The sequence below is a fragment of the Bradyrhizobium sp. 190 genome (genome assembly GCF_023073415.1).
In the GTDB taxonomy this organism is placed as follows: Bacteria; Pseudomonadota; Alphaproteobacteria; order Rhizobiales; family Xanthobacteraceae; genus Bradyrhizobium.
The window spans coordinates 302,697-318,243 of the sequence record NZ_JADPJL010000047.1; the positions used below are offsets into that span (position 1 = coordinate 302,697).

General features: G+C 63.0%; 18 protein-coding genes and 1 tRNA gene. 4 read left to right on the plus strand and 15 right to left on the minus strand.

Annotated elements, in window-relative coordinates:
* Positions 1-154: 154 nt before the first annotated feature.
* The 4 genes from IVB22_RS25820 to IVB22_RS25835 all read right to left on the minus strand — a co-directional run bounded on the left by IVB22_RS25820 (position 155) and on the right by IVB22_RS25835 (position 2,866).
* The gene (locus IVB22_RS25820; RefSeq protein ID WP_247520061.1) at positions 155-661 is read right to left on the minus strand and encodes a tyrosine phosphatase family protein; all 507 of its coding nucleotides are present in this window, start codon (positions 659-661) and stop codon (positions 155-157) included.
* Positions 662-753: 92 nt separating this feature from the next.
* On the minus strand, positions 754-1,365 hold the full coding sequence (locus IVB22_RS25825) for an HD family hydrolase (protein ID WP_247520062.1): 612 nt from the start codon (positions 1,363-1,365) through the stop codon (positions 754-756).
* Positions 1,362-1,988: a DNA-3-methyladenine glycosylase I gene (locus IVB22_RS25830; RefSeq protein WP_247520063.1), complete on the minus strand. Its 627-nt coding sequence runs from the start codon at positions 1,986-1,988 to the stop codon at positions 1,362-1,364. The genes IVB22_RS25825 and IVB22_RS25830 overlap by 4 nt, the downstream gene beginning before the upstream one ends.
* Positions 1,985-2,866, minus strand: a complete 882-nt coding sequence (locus tag IVB22_RS25835; protein WP_247520064.1) for a folate-binding protein YgfZ — start codon at positions 2,864-2,866, stop codon at positions 1,985-1,987. The genes IVB22_RS25830 and IVB22_RS25835 overlap by 4 nt, the downstream gene beginning before the upstream one ends.
* 151 nt (positions 2,867-3,017) lie before the next feature.
* Between IVB22_RS25835 and IVB22_RS25840 the strand changes: the two genes are divergently transcribed.
* A complete protein-coding gene (locus IVB22_RS25840) occupies positions 3,018-4,352 on the plus strand; it encodes a dihydroorotase (RefSeq protein WP_247520065.1) in 1,335 nt (444 codons plus the stop codon).
* A 134-nt stretch (positions 4,353-4,486) separates the two neighbouring features.
* Here IVB22_RS25840 and IVB22_RS25845 read toward each other — a convergent pair whose 3' ends face one another.
* The 5 genes from IVB22_RS25845 to IVB22_RS25865 form a co-directional block, all read right to left on the minus strand.
* Positions 4,487-4,753, minus strand: coding sequence for a hypothetical protein (locus IVB22_RS25845; protein ID WP_247520066.1), 267 nt, complete (start codon positions 4,751-4,753; stop codon positions 4,487-4,489).
* A gap of 152 nt (positions 4,754-4,905) precedes the next feature.
* Complete coding sequence (locus IVB22_RS25850; protein WP_247520067.1) at positions 4,906-5,541, minus strand: HAD family hydrolase; 636 nt, start codon at positions 5,539-5,541, stop codon at positions 4,906-4,908.
* 6 nt (positions 5,542-5,547) lie between these two features.
* Positions 5,548-5,925 (minus strand): TIGR02301 family protein, encoded by a 378-nt coding sequence (locus IVB22_RS25855; protein ID WP_247520068.1) that lies wholly within the window; start codon positions 5,923-5,925, stop codon positions 5,548-5,550.
* Positions 5,926-5,988: 63 nt separating this feature from the next.
* Complete coding sequence (locus IVB22_RS25860; protein ID WP_247520069.1) at positions 5,989-6,408, minus strand: NUDIX hydrolase; 420 nt, start codon at positions 6,406-6,408, stop codon at positions 5,989-5,991.
* A 93-nt stretch (positions 6,409-6,501) separates the two neighbouring features.
* Entirely contained in the window at positions 6,502-7,017 is a 516-nt protein-coding gene (locus IVB22_RS25865) for a hypothetical protein (protein WP_374207660.1), read from the minus strand.
* A 62-nt stretch (positions 7,018-7,079) separates the two neighbouring features.
* Between IVB22_RS25865 and IVB22_RS25870 the strand changes: the two genes are divergently transcribed.
* Positions 7,080-7,844 (plus strand): SOS response-associated peptidase, encoded by a 765-nt coding sequence (locus IVB22_RS25870; RefSeq protein ID WP_247520070.1) that lies wholly within the window; start codon positions 7,080-7,082, stop codon positions 7,842-7,844.
* 105 nt (positions 7,845-7,949) lie between these two features.
* Here IVB22_RS25870 and IVB22_RS25875 read toward each other — a convergent pair whose 3' ends face one another.
* The 4 genes from IVB22_RS25875 to IVB22_RS25890 are packed head-to-tail and all read right to left on the minus strand — an operon-like array spanning position 7,950 to position 11,461.
* A complete protein-coding gene (locus IVB22_RS25875) occupies positions 7,950-8,531 on the minus strand; it encodes a GDP-mannose pyrophosphatase (RefSeq protein WP_247520071.1) in 582 nt (193 codons plus the stop codon).
* A gap of 23 nt (positions 8,532-8,554) precedes the next feature.
* On the minus strand, positions 8,555-8,983 hold the full coding sequence (locus tag IVB22_RS25880; RefSeq protein ID WP_249805357.1) for a GNAT family acetyltransferase: 429 nt from the start codon (positions 8,981-8,983) through the stop codon (positions 8,555-8,557).
* A 29-nt stretch (positions 8,984-9,012) separates the two neighbouring features.
* Positions 9,013-10,440, minus strand: a complete 1,428-nt coding sequence (locus IVB22_RS25885) for an FAD-binding oxidoreductase (RefSeq protein ID WP_247520073.1) — start codon at positions 10,438-10,440, stop codon at positions 9,013-9,015.
* Positions 10,441-10,468: 28 nt separating this feature from the next.
* Positions 10,469-11,461: an L-threonylcarbamoyladenylate synthase gene (locus IVB22_RS25890; RefSeq protein WP_247520074.1), complete on the minus strand. Its 993-nt coding sequence runs from the start codon at positions 11,459-11,461 to the stop codon at positions 10,469-10,471.
* A 69-nt stretch (positions 11,462-11,530) separates the two neighbouring features.
* Here IVB22_RS25890 and IVB22_RS25895 point away from each other — a divergent pair.
* Together IVB22_RS25895 and IVB22_RS25900 are read left to right on the plus strand one after the other, a co-directional pair.
* Positions 11,531-11,607 (plus strand) — tRNA-Pro (locus tag IVB22_RS25895).
* 821 nt (positions 11,608-12,428) lie between these two features.
* Positions 12,429-13,109: an ankyrin repeat domain-containing protein gene (locus IVB22_RS25900; protein ID WP_247520075.1), complete on the plus strand. Its 681-nt coding sequence runs from the start codon at positions 12,429-12,431 to the stop codon at positions 13,107-13,109.
* A 175-nt stretch (positions 13,110-13,284) separates the two neighbouring features.
* Here the strand turns inward: IVB22_RS25900 and IVB22_RS25905 are convergent, their stop codons facing one another.
* On the minus strand, positions 13,285-14,217 hold the full coding sequence (locus IVB22_RS25905; RefSeq protein WP_247520076.1) for a hypothetical protein: 933 nt from the start codon (positions 14,215-14,217) through the stop codon (positions 13,285-13,287).
* Positions 14,214-15,545: a tetratricopeptide repeat protein gene (locus tag IVB22_RS25910; RefSeq protein WP_247520077.1), complete on the minus strand. Its 1,332-nt coding sequence runs from the start codon at positions 15,543-15,545 to the stop codon at positions 14,214-14,216. Before IVB22_RS25910 ends, IVB22_RS25905 begins: the two co-directional genes overlap by 4 nt.
* Between the last annotated feature and the right edge of the window lie 2 nt (positions 15,546-15,547).

A 15,547-nucleotide genomic window follows, 5' to 3' on the forward strand; every position in this document is an offset into this window, starting at 1 on the left:
CAGACCGTTAACCGGCCACGTCGGCAGCCCGGTTGCAATCCTGTGTGCGCCTTTGTCCGCTAAAAGTTCAAATCAAGCCCGTGAGGCAATGTCGCACGCTTCGCAGCAAAGGATATGGCATTTTCGTGCCATATCCCTCAGGAGCGCACAGGTTCTATTCCAGATCGAGCTGGAATGGCCGGCCTTCGACCGTCATGCTGCCGAGGCCCATTTCGTCCAGCGCGCGCAGCATCCGGCCCTCGCGCCCCAGCGCCTTGTCGGCGAGGCTGACGATCAGCCGGTTGGGAGAGGCGATCGGCGAGCGGGCGCGAATTTGCCGGGCGATCTCGATCTCGTTGCGGTGCGGATTGAGCATGCAGGCGGCGGCAAAGGCGCTCGCGGTCGAGCGGCTGATGCCGGCATAGCAATGCACCACCATCGGCGCGCTGCGATCCCAGCCACGGACGAAATTCAGCACCCTTTCGATATGAAGATCCGACGGTGCCACAAAGCCATCCATCTGCTCGGTGATGTCGTCCATCGAAACCCGCAGATGGTTGGCCTCCAGCACCGAAGCCGGCCGCAGCACCTGATCGACATTGGCCATCACGGTGAGAATGTGGCTGGCGCCGGTGGCTCTTACGGTCTCGGGAAGGGCGGCAAGCGAACAGATGTGAAGCATGGCGATCCTGCGAAGCGTTCCCTGGAAGGTCCTGTTTTGTCGCAATTATAGGCCCGCGAGTGGGGCGGTGAAAGCGGGTTTGCGCCGGCCGTTCAACCGAGCAGCAGCTTGAATCGCGCCAAAAACTGCTTCTCGGCCCGGGCTGCGGTCCACGGTGTCAGATAATCGCGCACTGTGGCCTCGGTTAGGCCGGGGTCCCTGCCGAACAGGCGTTTCGCCTCGGCCTGTGAAAATCCTGCCAGATGGGTGGCTTCGAGATAGGCCGCGCCGCGATCGGCCGCCTTGATGGTCTTGGTGATTTCGTCCGCCAGAACCGGCGGCAAACCAAAGCGAATATGGATTGCCGCGAGCAGGCGCTTCTCCACCACCTTGTAGTCGCCGCCCAGCACCGCCTTGAACGGCGAGATCATGTCGCCGATGACATATTCCGGCGCGTCGTGCAGCAGCGCTGCAATCCGGAAGCGCACGTCGACGCGCGGCATCTGCTCGCGCATGACGGTTTCCACCAAGAGCGTGTGCTGCGCCACCGAGAAGATGTGCGCACCGCTGGTCTGCCCGTTCCAGCGCGCGACGCGCGCCAGGCCATGAGCAATGTCGGCGATCTCGATATCGAGCGGAGAGGGGTCGAGCAGGTCGAGCCGCCGCCCCGACAGCATCCGCTGCCAGGCGCGGTCGGCGACATGGTACGATTTTGGCGTCGTCATTTGGCTTTGAGGCGGGGCTTGCGAAGTTTGCCGCTGCAGTTCTCGTGGCAGAAGCAGGTGACCAGGTGGTCGTTGACCATGCCGGTCGCCTGCATGAAAGCGTAGACGATGGTCGGGCCGACGAATTTGAAGCCGCGTGCGCCGAGCTCCTTTGAAATCTTGACCGAGACCGGCGTCGAGGCCGGTACGCTGGCGGTGGTCTTGAACTGGTTCACGACAGGCTTGCCGTCGACGAAGTCCCACAGGAAATTGGAGAAGCCGGCGCCTTCCTCCATGATCGTCAGATAGGCCTTGGCGCTGTTGACGGCGCCTTCGATCTTGGCGCGGTTGCGCACGATGCCGGCATCGTTCATCAGAGCGTGGATCTTCTTGTCGCTGTAGCGCGCGATCTTTTCCGGCTGGAAATCGTCGAACGCTTTGCGGAAGTTTTCGCGCTTGCGCAAAATCGTGATCCACGACAGTCCGGCCTGGAAGCCGTCGAGGATCAGCTTTTCATAGAGCGCCCGGTCGTCGTACTCAGGCACGCCCCATTCGGTGTCGTGATAGGCCATGTAGAACGGATCTTCGCCGGGCCATGGGCACCGTGTTTTGCCGTCGGCGTGCAGGCGCGCAGATTTGCTCATGCGACGGTCTGTTTCGGTGGGGTGCGAACGTCGTTCGGGTCGGTCAGCCGGATCGCAAGGCCGCCGGCCGTCAACGCAAGCCCCGCATCGAGCGCGTCCGCAACGCGGTCGATCCGAACCAGCGCGAGGCCGTGGCCGCCGGCGGTCGATCCCATGGTGCCGACCTGCTTGTCGCCGCCGAGAACGGCGACGCCGGTCTCCGGCGAAAAGTCCTCGAGCGTGATGCGCACGATCCGCGTGCGCGCGGTGCCGCGGTGCTGCATCCGCGACACCACTTCCTGGCCGACATAGCAGCCCTTGTCGAAATCGACGCCGTGCAGGCGGTCCATGTTGGTCTCGTGCGGAAACGCGTCGCTGTACATGAAATCGAGTCCGCCGCGCGGGACGCCCGAGGCGATGCGATGGGCCTCATAGGCGTCGCTGTCCACGAGATCGGCGCCAATCAGATCGGCCACCTTCTGCTTGAGATCTTCGGGCACGAGAATGCGCCAGCCCAGCGCCTCGAGCCGCGGATCGGCAAAAGCCAGATCGGGTTTCACGGCCGGCTCGCCGTCCCATACCGCCAGCACGCCCAAGCTGTCGGAGATGTTCTCGACCGCGACCTTGGCGCGCAGCTTGTAGAAGCCGAGCTTGTCGGCGAGGTTCTGTGCCAGCGCGCGGGGCGCATCGATCAGGAAGGCTCCGCCATGGCCGGCCGGGGCTTCGGTGATCAGGAAGTCGAACGTGATCTTGCCCTGCGGCGTCAAGAGCGCGCCGAACCGGCCAAGGCCGGGCTGCAGCAGCGTGACATCTGTGGTGACGAGGCCATTGAGGAAGTCGCGGGCATCCTCGCCGCTGACCTTGACCACGCCCCGGTCCGGAAGAAACGCTGCTTTCATAAGCTAAATCAGCCTCTTTTGACGTGCTTTTTGAAGTTCCTGGGGAAACGCAGGTGGCGGATATCCCATCCGAAGTTAAGGCGCTAAGGTGCCGCCAACAAGGCCCGCGCGATAGCCTTAAAGCGGGCGTCCAGGGACCTTTGAAGCTCCGATGAATCAACGATTTGACACCATTCTAAAATCCGGCACCGTGGTCAATCAGGACGGTGAGGGCATCCGCGACATCGGCATTTCCAATGGCCGGATCGCCGCGATCGATGGGCTGGGACAGGCCTCTGCCGGCGAGACGATCGACTGCAAGGGCCTGCACATCCTGCCCGGCGTGATGGACACGCAGGTCCATTTCCGCGAGCCTGGCCAGACGCATAAGGAGGATCTTGAAACTGGATCGCGCAGTGCCGTGATGGGTGGGGTGACGGCGGTATTCGAAATGCCGAACACCGATCCTCTGACCGTCACGGAAGCCAACTTCACCGACAAGGTGAAGCGCGGCCGTCACCGCATGCATTGCGACTTCGCTTTCTTCATCGGGGGCACCCGCGAGAATGTTCAGGATTTACCTGAACTCGAACGCGCGCCGGGCTGCGCCGGCGTCAAAGTGTTCATCGGCTCCTCCACCGGCGCGCTGCTGGTCGAGGATGATGAAAGCCTGCGACGAATTTTTCAGGTGATCCGCCGCCGCGCCGCGTTCCACGCCGAGGACGAATATCGCCTCAACGAGCGCAAGCCGCTGCGTATCGAGGGCGACCCGCGCTCCCATCCGGTATGGCGCGACGAGACCGCGGCGCTGATGGCGACCCAGCGGCTGGTCGGTCTCGCGCGCGAAACGGGAAAACGCATCCATGTGCTGCACATCTCGACCAAGCAGGAGATCGAGTATCTGCGCGATCATAAGGACGTCGCATCCTGTGAGGCGACGCCGCATCACCTCACCATGGCCGCGCCCGAATGCTACGAGCGGCTCGGCACCCGCGCGCAGATGAACCCGCCGGTGCGCTCGGCCGATCACCGTGAAGGCATCTGGCGCGGCATCGAGCAGGGCATCATCGACGTGCTCGGCTCCGACCATGCGCCGCATACGCTGGAGGAAAAGGCCAAGACTTATCCGGCTTCACCCTCGGGCATGACCGGGGTGCAGACGTTGGTGCCGCTGATGCTCGATCACGTCAACGCCGGGCGGCTGTCGCTGGCGCGCTTCGTTGATCTCACCAGCGCCGGCCCCGCACGCCTCTTCAACATCGCCTGCAAGGGCCGAATCGCCGCGGGCTATGACGCCGACTTCACCATCGTCGATCTGAAGCGCACGGAGACGATCACCAACAAATGGGTGGCTTCGCGCGCCGGCTGGACACCCTATGACGGCGTGCGTGTCACCGGCTGGCCGGTTGGCACATTCGTGCGCGGCAAGCGCGTGATGTGGCAGGGTGAGGTGACGACGCCGTCGACAGGCGAGCCGGTGCAGTTTCTGGAGACGTTGAAGGCGTAGGGCAGAGTGTTGCTCCAAAAAACAACTGTCGTCGCCCGGCTTGACCGGGCGATCCAGTATTCCAGAGACGTTTGTATTCTATTGAGAAGCCGCGGCGTACTGGGCCTTCGCGGGTGACGACATTGGAACTGCAACTACTGCTTCGCAAGCTTCAGCGAAAACTCGCCATTGCGGACGCGGGCAGGAACGCCCTCCACGAACTTTGCCACCGCATCCTCGCCGTAGGTCGAGACCAGTTCGGCCAGCGCCGTGAACAGGCTTGCCTGTGCAAGGCAGTCGCCATCGACACCCTCGTGCCGCGCTTCCGCCCAGGCTTCGTTCAGGTAGCTCAGGGCAGTCTGCTTCTGCTCGAGGTCGGGAAGCGGGTCGCGGGCGATCGAGAAGGAGGCTGGGCGGCTCATGAAGCTCAACGAAATCTGCGCGCGAACCAGGGCGGAACGCATCCTAACGCGACAAGCAGTAGCACGCGCGGCGGGCGCGCCTAGGCCACATCTTTAGGAAAGGTTAACGGCGCTGCTCGAATTTCAGGCGGCGACAAAAGTTCCCGCGCGTTTCACGGAATGCAGCCGAGGATCGCGCCCGGAGTCGCGCAAACATGCTGCGCGCCGGCCTCCAGCAATTCGTCCCGGCTGCCGTAGCCGTACAACACGCCGATGCCCTTCATGCCGTTGTTTTTCGCACCGACCATGTCGTGGCTGCGGTCGCCGATCATCAGGGTTTTGGCCGGATCGACGGAGGCTTGCTTCAGCGCGTATTCCAGCAGATCCGACTTTTCCACGCGGGTGCCGTCGAGCTCGGCACCGAACACGCGCTCGAAATGATGGCGCAGGCCGAAATGGTCGATAATGCGGTCGGCGAATACGTGCGCCTTGCTTGTGGCGACGAACAGCCGGTGGCCCGATGCGCATAGCGACGTCAGCACCTCGCTGATGCCGTCGTAAACGCGGTTCTCATAGAGGCCGACGTCGGAAAATCGCTCACGGTAGAGCGCCACCGCGCGATCGGCTGGGTGATCGCCGAGCAATCTCACAAAGCTCGTGCGCAGTGGCGGACCGATGCACCAGGTCAGTTCGTCCTCGGTCGGGATCGTGGGATGATCGAGCCCTTGCAGCGCGTACTGGATCGAACGGGTGATGCCCGGCTTGGGGTCGGTCAGCGTTCCGTCAAGGTCGAAGAAAATCGCGTCCATGGTTGCCTAGTTCGCGTAGCGCGCGGTCAGATCGCGCGAGATCTTTGAGCCTTCCTCGATATACCTGCGGATCGCGACGGTGGCTGCGGGCGTGCAGGTCCGGTAGGTCTGCTGGAAGCCATTATAGCCGCGGTTGAAGCCCGCGATCATGCGGGCGCGGCGGTCGCCGGAGGGGGTTTCGGCGTCGATCAGCGCCTGCATTTCGTTGCGCCATTTCGCCCCTTCATTGGAGCCGCAAATGCCCCGGAGATAGTGCAGGGTGCCGAGAATCTCGGCCAGCCGCTGCAGGTCGCCGTCAAACGGCGCGGCGGCATCCTGGGCCCGTGCGGGGGCCAGATGGCAGGCCGAAATGAGGATGAGGGCGGCGAGGGCGTGCTTGAGCATTTGAGGGCCGATATGCCCCCTCAATACGCCGGAGGCAAGGTGTGAGGCCCCTGGAATGGCCGCCTAGACCAGCTTCCGGGCGGCCTCGATCACCTCCAGGAGGCCGCCGGTCACCTTGAGATCGCCGAGCCCATCCGGCGCCAGCCATTTGAAATCGTCGTGCTCGTCATTCAGGACCGGCTCCCGGGCCGTCCAGCGCGCCGCGAACGACATGATCAAATAGTGCCCGCCGGCGCCGGCCCCGGGCAGCACCTCGCGCCAGCCGGCCAGGCCCAGAATCTCGATTCTTAAGCCCGTTTCCTCGTCCACCTCGCGATGAAGCGCGGTGTGCAGGGATTCGCCGAATTCGACCCGGCCGCCGGGGAACGAGTAAAAGCCCTTGCCTGGCGAGCGGGCGCGGCGGACCAGCAGGACCTTGCCATCACGGAAGATCGCGCCGCTGACGGCGAGCTGGGGGCGGGTCGGCTGGACAGGGGAAGCCAAGGGGAAATCCGGTACGCAGGGGAACTTGCTGTGATCATGCCCGATCGGTTCGCGCAGGTCTAATGCGGCTGATAGCAGCGAAGCGCGGGGCGGCTAGTTCGACATGACCGCTTCGACGTCGTTCTCGGCGTTGCCGTTGATGACGCCGCCGGCCAACGCCACCAGCGGCTTGACCCAGGCGGTGGCCTGCTCGGCCAGCGTCGAGCGGGTCTTGTCCTGCTGGGCCTCGCGCATCGCCTGGCCCACCGCGGTCAGGATCGAGGTCATGGTAGCGGTGAGATTATCGAAATTGGCACGGACCTTGGGGTCGGCGCATTCATAGGCCTCGATCGCGAGGTCGCGGGCCTTGAAGTTGGAGGCCCAGAAATGCTCGGCGTAGGACAGCGGGGTCCAGGTGAGGAAATCCTCCGCGCATTCCGGCATGTCCGGGACCATTTCGAGCAACATGATGGCTTCGTTGAAATGATTCAGGTAGTCGGTGGCGAGCCCGGTGCGGGGATTGATGTTGGCCGCGCGCAACTGCTCCGCGCGCGCCTCGTCTATACGAGCCATCGTCGGTGGCGGCATCAAGCGATCGGATTGCACTTCTGTGGTGGCCGTGGAGATCATCTGTTCCACTGTTAACATCTGGGGTTAACACACGTTAAACAGAGGCTTATCTTGGTCAGATAATGTGCGGACGTTTCGTCATTACATCGCCGCCTGAGGCACTCCGGCAGATCTTCGGCTATTTTGAACAGCCCAATTTCCCGCCGCGGTATAATATCGCGCCTACTCAGCCAGTTCCGGTTGTCATCCTGGAAAATGGCGGCCGCCACTTCCACCTGATGCGCTGGGGGCTGGTGCCGGCCTGGGTGAAGGATCCCCGTAAATTTACGCTGCTGATCAATGCGCGCTCCGAGACCGTTCTCGATAAGCCTGCGTTCAAAAATGCCATCAAGCGGCGGCGGTGTCTGATTCCGGCCGACGGCTATTACGAATGGCAGGACGCGAGCGGCCGCAAGCGGCCGTTCTTCATCCATCGCCGCGACGGCGCGCCGATAGGCTTTGCCGCGCTTGCGGAAACCTGGATGGGGCCGAACGGCGAGGAGACCGACAGCGTCGCCATCGTCACCGCGCCGGCCAGCCGCGACCTCGCCGTGCTGCATCACCGCGTGCCCGTGACGATCGCGCCCGAGGAGTTCGACCGTTGGCTCGACGGCCGCGCGTACGACGCCGAGGATGTCATGCCGCTGCTGCGCGGGCCGGCTGAGGGCGAGTTCGCCTGGCACGAGATTTCCATCCGCGTCAATCGCGTCGTCAATGACGACGCGCAATTGCTGCTGCCGATCACCGACGAGGAGCGCGCGGCGGAGGAGCCGAAGCCTGCGAAGCGGGCTGCTCTGCGCAAGACGACGGCGGTGCCGGAGGATGACGGGCAGGGCTCGTTGTTTTGAGGCGCAGTATTTGTAGGGTGGGCAAAGCGAAGCGTGCCCACCATTTCCACCGCGCAATTCCGCTCGCAATGGCGGGCACGCTTCGCTTTGCCCACCCTACGGTCCTCACTTGAAAATATGCAGCGCGGCGTATTGCAGCAGCATGATGGTCTTGGCATCGACGATGCGGCCGTCTGATATCATCGCGAGCGCAGAATCGATCGGCAGTTCCAGCACCTCGATGTCCTCGCCTTCGTCGGCGAGGCCGCCGCCGCTGCCGACCCGCATCGAGGGGTCGTACTCGGCGACGAAGAAGTGCAGCTTCTCGGTGACAGAGCCCGGGCTCGAGAAGGCTTCGAAGATCTTTTTGATCGCCCCTAACCGATACCCGGTTTCCTCCTCCGCTTCGGCGCGGATCCGTACCTCGGGCGCTTCGCCGTCCAGCACGCCGGCCGCAGCCTCGATGAGGAGATCGTCGTAGCCGTTGACATAGACCGGATAGCGAAACTGGCGGACCAGCACCACCGTGCGCTGCGCAAGATTATAGGGCAGCACCGTTGCGCAGTTGCCGCGGTCATAGGCCTCGCGGGCTTGCGTCTGCCACTCGCCATTGGCGCGGCGATATTCGAAGGTGGTCTTCTTCAGCAGGTAGTAATCGTCGGAGAGGACCTCGACGTTCTTGACGCGGACGCGATCGGAGACGGTCATATCTGTTTGCCTGGTCGTGATGGCTACGGTGTCGGCTCGCGGCCGTCGAGCCATTTGGCGAACGTCACGGTTTGCTGGTTGTAATAGCCGAGCGACTGGTAGAACGCGTGGACCTGCGCATTGTCTTTGCGCACCATAAGTTGAAGTTTCAGGATGCCGCGAGCACGAAGCCATTCTTCGGCGGCGTTCATGATTACTCGACCATAGCCTTCATAGCGTCGATCCGGATCGACAGTGACATAATAGACCCAGCCGCGATGGCCGTCGTGGCCGACCAGCACCGACGCGACAAGCGCGCCGTTATTGCGGCCCAACAGCACCGTTGAGTTGGTTTCCTTGCGCGCCAAGGCGATGTCGCTGGCCGGATCGTTCCACGGTCGCGTCGACCCGCAGCGCTGCCACAGCGCGATCACCTCAGCGATGTCGCGGTCTTCAATTGTCGTAATGTTCAGTCCGTCGGCGGTCGCAGCAGGAGGAATATTCACAGCACTTTCCCGGGATTCATGATGCCGAGCGGATCGAGCATCGCCTTGATGCCGCGCATCAGCTCGATCGCGACCTTGTCCTTTACGTCGGGCAGTTCGTCGCGCTTGAGCACGCCGATGCCGTGCTCGGCCGAAATCGATCCGCCCATCCGCAGCACGATCGCGAACACGACTTCATTGACCTCGTGCCAGCGCGACATGAAGTCGGCGGTGTTGCCGCCGACCGGCTGGCTGACGTTGTAGTGGATGTTGCCGTCGCCGAGATGGCCGAACGGCACCGGCCGCGAGCCCGGAATGAGCTTTACCACCGCGGCATTGGCTTCCTCGATGAAGGCGGGAACGGCGGCCACCGGCACCGAGATGTCGTGCTTGATCGAGCCGCCTTCCGGCTTCTGCGCGGCCGACATTTCGTCGCGGAGTTTCCAGAACCCCGCGCGCTGGGAGAGATTCGCCGCGATCACCGCGTCGTCGACGATGCCTTCTTCCATGCCCTTGGCGAGGATGGATTCCAGCGCCGCGCTGGCGTCGTCGCGCGAGGACGACAATTCCATCAGCACGTACCAGGGATGCTTGGTCGTCAGGGGATCGCGGATGTCGATGCCGTGACGAAGGCTGAAATCGACCGCGATGTCGGCGAGCAATTCGAAGCTGGTGAGGCTGCCGGCCGCCTCGTTCTGCGAGATCGACAACAGTTTCAGCGCCTGCGCCGGCGACTTGAGGCCGACATAGGCGGTTTCCACCGCATGCGGCTTCGGGAACAGTTTCAGCGTCGCCGCGGTGATGATGCCGAGCGTGCCCTCGGCGCCGATGAAGAGGTTGCGCAGGTCGTAGCCGGTATTGTCCTTCTTCAGCTTCGACAGCCCGTTCAGGATTCGTCCGTCGGCGAGCACGACTTCCAACCCGAGCGCCATCTCGCGCGCCACGCCATACGCCAAGGCAGCCGTGCCGCCGGCATTGGTGGAAAGATTGCCGCCGATGGTGCAGCTTCCTTCCGCGCCGAGCGATAGCGGGAACAGGCGATCGACCTCGGCCGCGCGCTGCTGCGCTATCTGCAGCACCACGCCGGCCTCGCACGTCATGGTGTTGGAAGCGGCATCGATCTCGCGGATCTTGTCCAGCCGCCGCAGCGAGACGACGACCTCGCCATGATGCGGAGTTTGTCCGCCAACGAGACCGGTATTGCCGCCCTGCGGCACCAGCGCGATCTTGTGCTCGCTGGCGAGCTTGCAGATCGCGGACACTTCCGCCGTGGAGCCCGGCCGCAACACCAATGGCGAGCGGCCGTGAAACAGGTCGCGTTCCTCGGTGACATAAGGCGCAATATCGGCGGCATCGGTCACCGCATATTTGTCGCCGACGATGGCGCGAAACTTTGCGATCAGCTCGGCGGGAAGAGGCGGCACGGAACCTTGGACCATATTCATTTTCTTCTTCTCTTTCATTCCCGTCCGATCATTCTCGCCCGACCGCTGCGCGGCGCAGCCGGTCGTTGATGGCTTCGCCCAATCCCTCGTCCGGAATCGACATCACCGCGATGGTGCTTACGCCTTTGCTGTCGAGCGCGCGCAGATGGCCGAACAGATTGGCGGCGGCCTCGTCGAGATCGCCACGCTCCGACAGATTCATCACGATGGAGGCCGCGTCAATTCCCGAAATTGCTCCGAGGCTGAACGCGAGCAATGCTTCGCCGGCTTCGAGCTTGATCGCATTGAGCCGCACTTTCGCACGCGGCGCGTAATGGGACGCCAGCATGCCCGGTGCCAGCGGTTGCCCGCTGTCGGCCTCAGTATCCGCCGGCGGTTGTACAAGCGCGCGGCCCAGCACGCGTTCGATCTCTGCGCGCGGCAGGCCACCGGGACGCAACAGCATCGGCTGATCGAAGCAGCCTACGATGGTCGATTCGACGCCGACCTCGACCGCGCCGCCATCGACGATCAGGTCGATCCGTCCCGCAAGATCGCTCTGAACATGCGCGGCCATGGTCGGGGAGACGTGGCCCGAGATGTTCGCGGATGGCGCCACCACGGGACCGCCGAATACACGCAGGATGTCGCGCGCCACGGGGTGTGCCGGTATCCGGATCGCGACCGTGTCGAGGCCGGCGGTGGCGAGGTCGGCCACCGCGCAGTTCGGCGTTTTCGGCAGCACCAGCGTCAGCGGGCCAGGCCAGAACGCCTCGGCAAGCGCAGTCGCCGGCGCGTCAAAGCACGCGATCTGCCGCGCGGCTGCGATATCGCCGACATGGGCGATCAAGGGATTGAACGCCGGCCGGCCCTTGGCCTGGTAGAGGTGGGCGATCGCGGCCGGATTGGTGGCATCGGCGCCGAGGCCGTAGACGGTCTCGGTCGGGAACGCGACCAGCCCGCCTTCGGCCAGCACACGCGCCGCAGCCGCCGCGGCGGCCTCGCCGGCGGGCAAAATCTGGGTTTTCAGGCCAACATTCACTGTGATTAATTTCCTTAATTCGGCTGCTTGCGGTCGCCGAAACCCAAGGCTATAAGCCGCGTTCCAAGTCGGAGTGTGGCTCAGCCCGGTAGAGCACTGCGTTCGGGACGCAGGGGTCGCAGGTTCGAATCCTGCCACTCCGACCACTTAATTTTGCCATTCATTTTTCAGGGCTTTTTCTGATTGCTGGCGGTTCCCGAGTCAACCGCGGATTCCCTGCCTGAAACGAAACATAAACATGCGTTCTCGCGGCGCAATCGGCGTCCGAGGCTTGCATGAACCTTGTCCCTCCTAGAGGGAGCAGGGAATGCCGGGTGCTTGCTGCACCCGCGGTCTCGTGTGCAATGTGGAGATAGGGGCGCACACGAGCATACAGGTACAGCCGGAGCACTCCGGCATTCCCTGCGCAATGGTTGACGGCTTATGCCGCGCTCTCCTTGGAGACGAATTCGTCTTGCCTCCATCACTGCCGGCTTGATGGCTCAGCCGATCCGGTTGGATCGAACGCGCCACCGGCAGCTTGGCACCAGCCACGGGTGTCAGGACCACACGGTTTTGCCGTACGCTTCAGCGTCGTTCGTCAGCGCGCTGGGCTCGCTCACGGATAACCGCCCTGCGAACAACTTCTCGCGCCCGACGCTGCTGCGTCCACCACATCCCGCCTCGCGTTCGTGACGACCGCGATACGCCCCTCTTGTCGAGGCGGGACGCGCGGAAATAGCCACTGATTTGGGGGAAGAGGGAAGCGAATTATTTTTGCCGCGAAAACTGGACGACCCAAATCAGATTGAAACTGCTCAAGAAATTAGATTTTTGGCGCACTGCTTTTCCGGTGCGATGGAGGTCGTTTGTGGACGTCCGCGAGTAACCCAAAGGCATATCGCGATACCAGACGGCAAACTCGATTTGTGTCCCGTACCGCCGCTGCTATGTTTTCTGATGATGGCCAGTGGCCGGAGCTTTCTCGATGCATTTCCTCGCTGCCCTTCTCGTCGTGCTCCTGGCCGTGCTCCCGGCGTCGGCGCAGGTCGCTCCGACCGAGGCCGAACTCCGTGCTTATGGCGGCCTGCATGCCGCCGCGGCCCGTGGCGACGTCGCCGATATCGAAGCGCGCATAGCTGCTGCCGAAAACAAGGAAGCGCTCGACGCACGTCATCGCACGCCGCTGCATGTCGCGGTCTATCAGAAGCAGCACGATGCCGCGCGCGCTCTGATCCGGCTCGGCGCCGATCCGAACAGACTGGACATCGATCGCTATGACATCATCACCATTGCAGCTGTCGCCAACGACGTGCCGATGCTTAAGGTCGCGCTTGAAGGCGGCGGCAACCCGAAGGCTGTTACCAGCCGTTATGACGGCACGGCCCTGATTGCAGCCGCTCATCTCGGTCACGCCGAAGTCGTGCGGACACTGATTGGCGCCAAGGCGCCGCTCGATCACGTCAACAATCTGCAATGGACCGCGCTGATCGAATCGATCGTGCTCGGCGATGGCGGCAAGAACCACACCGAGACCTTGCGCGCTTTGGTCGAAGCCGGCGCCAACGTCAATATTCCCGATGGCAACGGATCAACGCCGCTCAAGCTCGCGCGAAGCCGCGGCTATCGCGACATGGTTGCGATTCTGGAAAAATCCGGCGCGAAGTGACGCCGCCGCGGGCGAAAGCCTGCCAGCCTATGCACCAAAAGCCGTAATAATCGCGAAGGGTTCGCAGAGCGGGTCCGGCTCGAATATTTCGATAACGACTCCGTCGGGAGTGCCGAGCATCAAATGGCGGCTGTCGCCGCCAAGTGCCACAGAGTCATCTGATGGGAATCCGCGATCAACCGGCAGCAGTCCGTGGCGCATGCCAGCGCAGGAACTTTCTCGCGAACGCGAAGCCCAGCAACGTCGCAAGCAGCACCGGCGGAAAATAGATCGATTGGGACGCGAGGATGCCGTCGGGCGCATGTGTCGTCGTGGAAAGGTATCCGATCGGCAGGCTGACCGCGACGCACCAGGCCCAGTGCCTGCTCACAAATCCGATCGCCATGCCGAGTGCGATCCAGAGAATCCCCCACGGCAGCAAATAGGCGGCCCACAAGATAATAATGGGCAGACCTGCTGTTCTAAACCCGGCGAGCGCGATCGTTACGGCAAACAGCCCTGCAATCAGGCTGGGCCAGGACCATTTGGTCGGGGACCGCAGCAACGTCGGCAGTGGAGAGATATCTGTCTGCACTCGCTCATCCCATGACCCCGACGAAGGCAAGGCGAGGCACTTTGATGCGCCATGGGCAACGAGAACGATCAGGCTTCCGAAGAAGACGCCGAAGGCAATAAAGGCGATCCCATGAAATAGGCTCATGATAGCCGTGCCCTGGAACGCCCCAAAGAAGGCGGTTGCGAGCGCCGGCAGGATCTCGCTCTTCATCAACCGCGGAAATGTGAGATAGAACGCCCCAAATCCTGCGCACAAAAGCGAAATGAACAGCGTGACGAATGTCACCCGTATGATGGCAAAGGACCCGGCGGCCATCTTCCGCGCCAGGCTGGGGTACGATTTCGTCGGCCAGATCCAGTACCCGAAGGCTGCGGACAGCAGCAACGGGAAATAGATCGGCGTCCAGGGCATGACTTGCGCAATGGGCCGGTCGAAATCGATGCCCCCTATGACCTTCGGTTCTGTCGCATAGTCCAGAATCGTGCTCTTGAGGAAGTAGGCGAAAAAGAGCGCGAACAGGAGCGAGGCGATTTTTTCGGCCCTGATGATCATCGCGGTGCTATCTCCCGGAATCGCGGCATGTCGGAGCTCGACTGCATCGGACGCGTATTCGCTTCCAGCTGGATCTGGATCAGCTCCTGGCTCGACAATTCCTTGGTGAGTTCGGCCAATCGGTTTCGGGCCTTGTCGTTCCCGCCGTCCCGATTAGCGATCTGATACATCGCGTAGATCTGCTTGACGTCGCGTTGCCCGAATCCGTTGTCCAGGAACGTGGCGTATGGCATTGCGCATACCGGGCTGGCGGTCCGATCGACGCACTGCTTCAAGAGCCCGACACCCTTCGCGAGGTCGCCCTGGCCGGAGCGGGCGGCAAACTCGGTGTAGTACATCGAGAGCGTCAGCATCGCCGTTGGTTCATTCAGCTCGGCGGCGCGCTCGAGCCACTTGAGGGCGTCGGACGGATCGTCGGAAATTCCCTGCGCGTAGGCTTGCATTCGGCGGACACCGAGGAATGTCAGCGCTTCGCGATGGCCGCGCGTGGCAGCCTTTTCCGTCAGCCGGTCGGCCTCGAGATCGTCCTTCGCCACGCCCCGGCCCGTGGAATAAAGTACGGCAAGATAGAACGCGGCCTTCGCATCGTCCCGATCGGCCGCGAACCTGAAATATTTCGCCGCGCGTGCGGGATCGATGCTGCCCATCCAGCCCGAGAGATATCCCTGGGCGACGACGCGGGCGGCATCGACGTCGCCTTTGGCGGCCGCGTTCAGAACGAGCTTCTGGCCCTTTTCAAGATCGTGCTGGATGCCGGGCACGCCGATGATGTGCAGCACGGCGAGCACCGCCATCGACTTGACGTCGCCTTTGCCCGCGGCCTGCTCGAGACTGAGAACGCCGCTGCGAAGCGCCGCGCCGTCCGGCTGCGCCATCAACGCCAGTCCGCGGACCAGCAGCACGTGCGGATCATCCGATCCGGTTGCCCCAAGCAATTCCAGCGCCTTTGGCGAGTTCTTGCTCCGGTAGGCGCGCCAGGCCTCCGTGAGCATCGATTTTTGCGGCTCTGGATCACCGGCAAAATATCGCTCGTCGAGTCCGAGGTCGCCCAGTTGCGGCATCATGCTGCTGTCGCGGCGGGCGAGCTTGGCAATGTCGCCCTGCGTCTTGATGTCCTGATCGCTCAGCTTCGGCGGCGTGACGGCGCTGCGCGTCGCATTGCCGATCATCGAGAACGACTGCAGTCCATGAATGAACATCAGCACGATGGCGCCGATGACGGCGAACTCGCAAAATCCGCGAAAGGTGGCGTTGGTCGCATAGAGGTCAAGGAGGAGGCGGAAGGCGCTCTTCCTTTCACCCTGCAGGATGTGGGATTGACCAGCCATCG

Coding starts and splice junctions, on each gene's coding strand:
- IVB22_RS25845 (WP_247520066.1), bottom strand. CDS start 4,753: ATGAGCCGCCCAGCCTCCTTCTCGATCGCCCGCGACCCGCTTCCCGAC.
- IVB22_RS25875 (WP_247520071.1), bottom strand. CDS start 8,531: ATGACCGTCTCCGATCGCGTCCGCGTCAAGAACGTCGAGGTCCTCTCC.
- IVB22_RS25865 (WP_374207660.1), bottom strand. CDS start 7,017: ATGATCTCCACGGCCACCACAGAAGTGCAATCCGATCGCTTGATGCCG.
- IVB22_RS25830 (WP_247520063.1), bottom strand. CDS start 1,988: ATGAGCAAATCTGCGCGCCTGCACGCCGACGGCAAAACACGGTGCCCA.
- IVB22_RS25835 (WP_247520064.1), bottom strand. CDS start 2,866: ATGAAAGCAGCGTTTCTTCCGGACCGGGGCGTGGTCAAGGTCAGCGGC.
- IVB22_RS25825 (WP_247520062.1), bottom strand. CDS start 1,365: ATGACGACGCCAAAATCGTACCATGTCGCCGACCGCGCCTGGCAGCGG.
- IVB22_RS25855 (WP_247520068.1), bottom strand. CDS start 5,925: ATGCTCAAGCACGCCCTCGCCGCCCTCATCCTCATTTCGGCCTGCCAT.
- IVB22_RS25850 (WP_247520067.1), bottom strand. CDS start 5,541: ATGGACGCGATTTTCTTCGACCTTGACGGAACGCTGACCGACCCCAAG.
- IVB22_RS25840 (WP_247520065.1), top strand. CDS start 3,018: ATGAATCAACGATTTGACACCATTCTAAAATCCGGCACCGTGGTCAAT.
- IVB22_RS25905 (WP_247520076.1), bottom strand. CDS start 14,217: ATGATCATCAGGGCCGAAAAAATCGCCTCGCTCCTGTTCGCGCTCTTT.
- IVB22_RS25900 (WP_247520075.1), top strand. CDS start 12,429: ATGCATTTCCTCGCTGCCCTTCTCGTCGTGCTCCTGGCCGTGCTCCCG.
- IVB22_RS25820 (WP_247520061.1), bottom strand. CDS start 661: ATGCTTCACATCTGTTCGCTTGCCGCCCTTCCCGAGACCGTAAGAGCC.
- IVB22_RS25870 (WP_247520070.1), top strand. CDS start 7,080: ATGTGCGGACGTTTCGTCATTACATCGCCGCCTGAGGCACTCCGGCAG.
- IVB22_RS25885 (WP_247520073.1), bottom strand. CDS start 10,440: ATGAATATGGTCCAAGGTTCCGTGCCGCCTCTTCCCGCCGAGCTGATC.
- IVB22_RS25910 (WP_247520077.1), bottom strand. CDS start 15,545: ATGGCTGGTCAATCCCACATCCTGCAGGGTGAAAGGAAGAGCGCCTTC.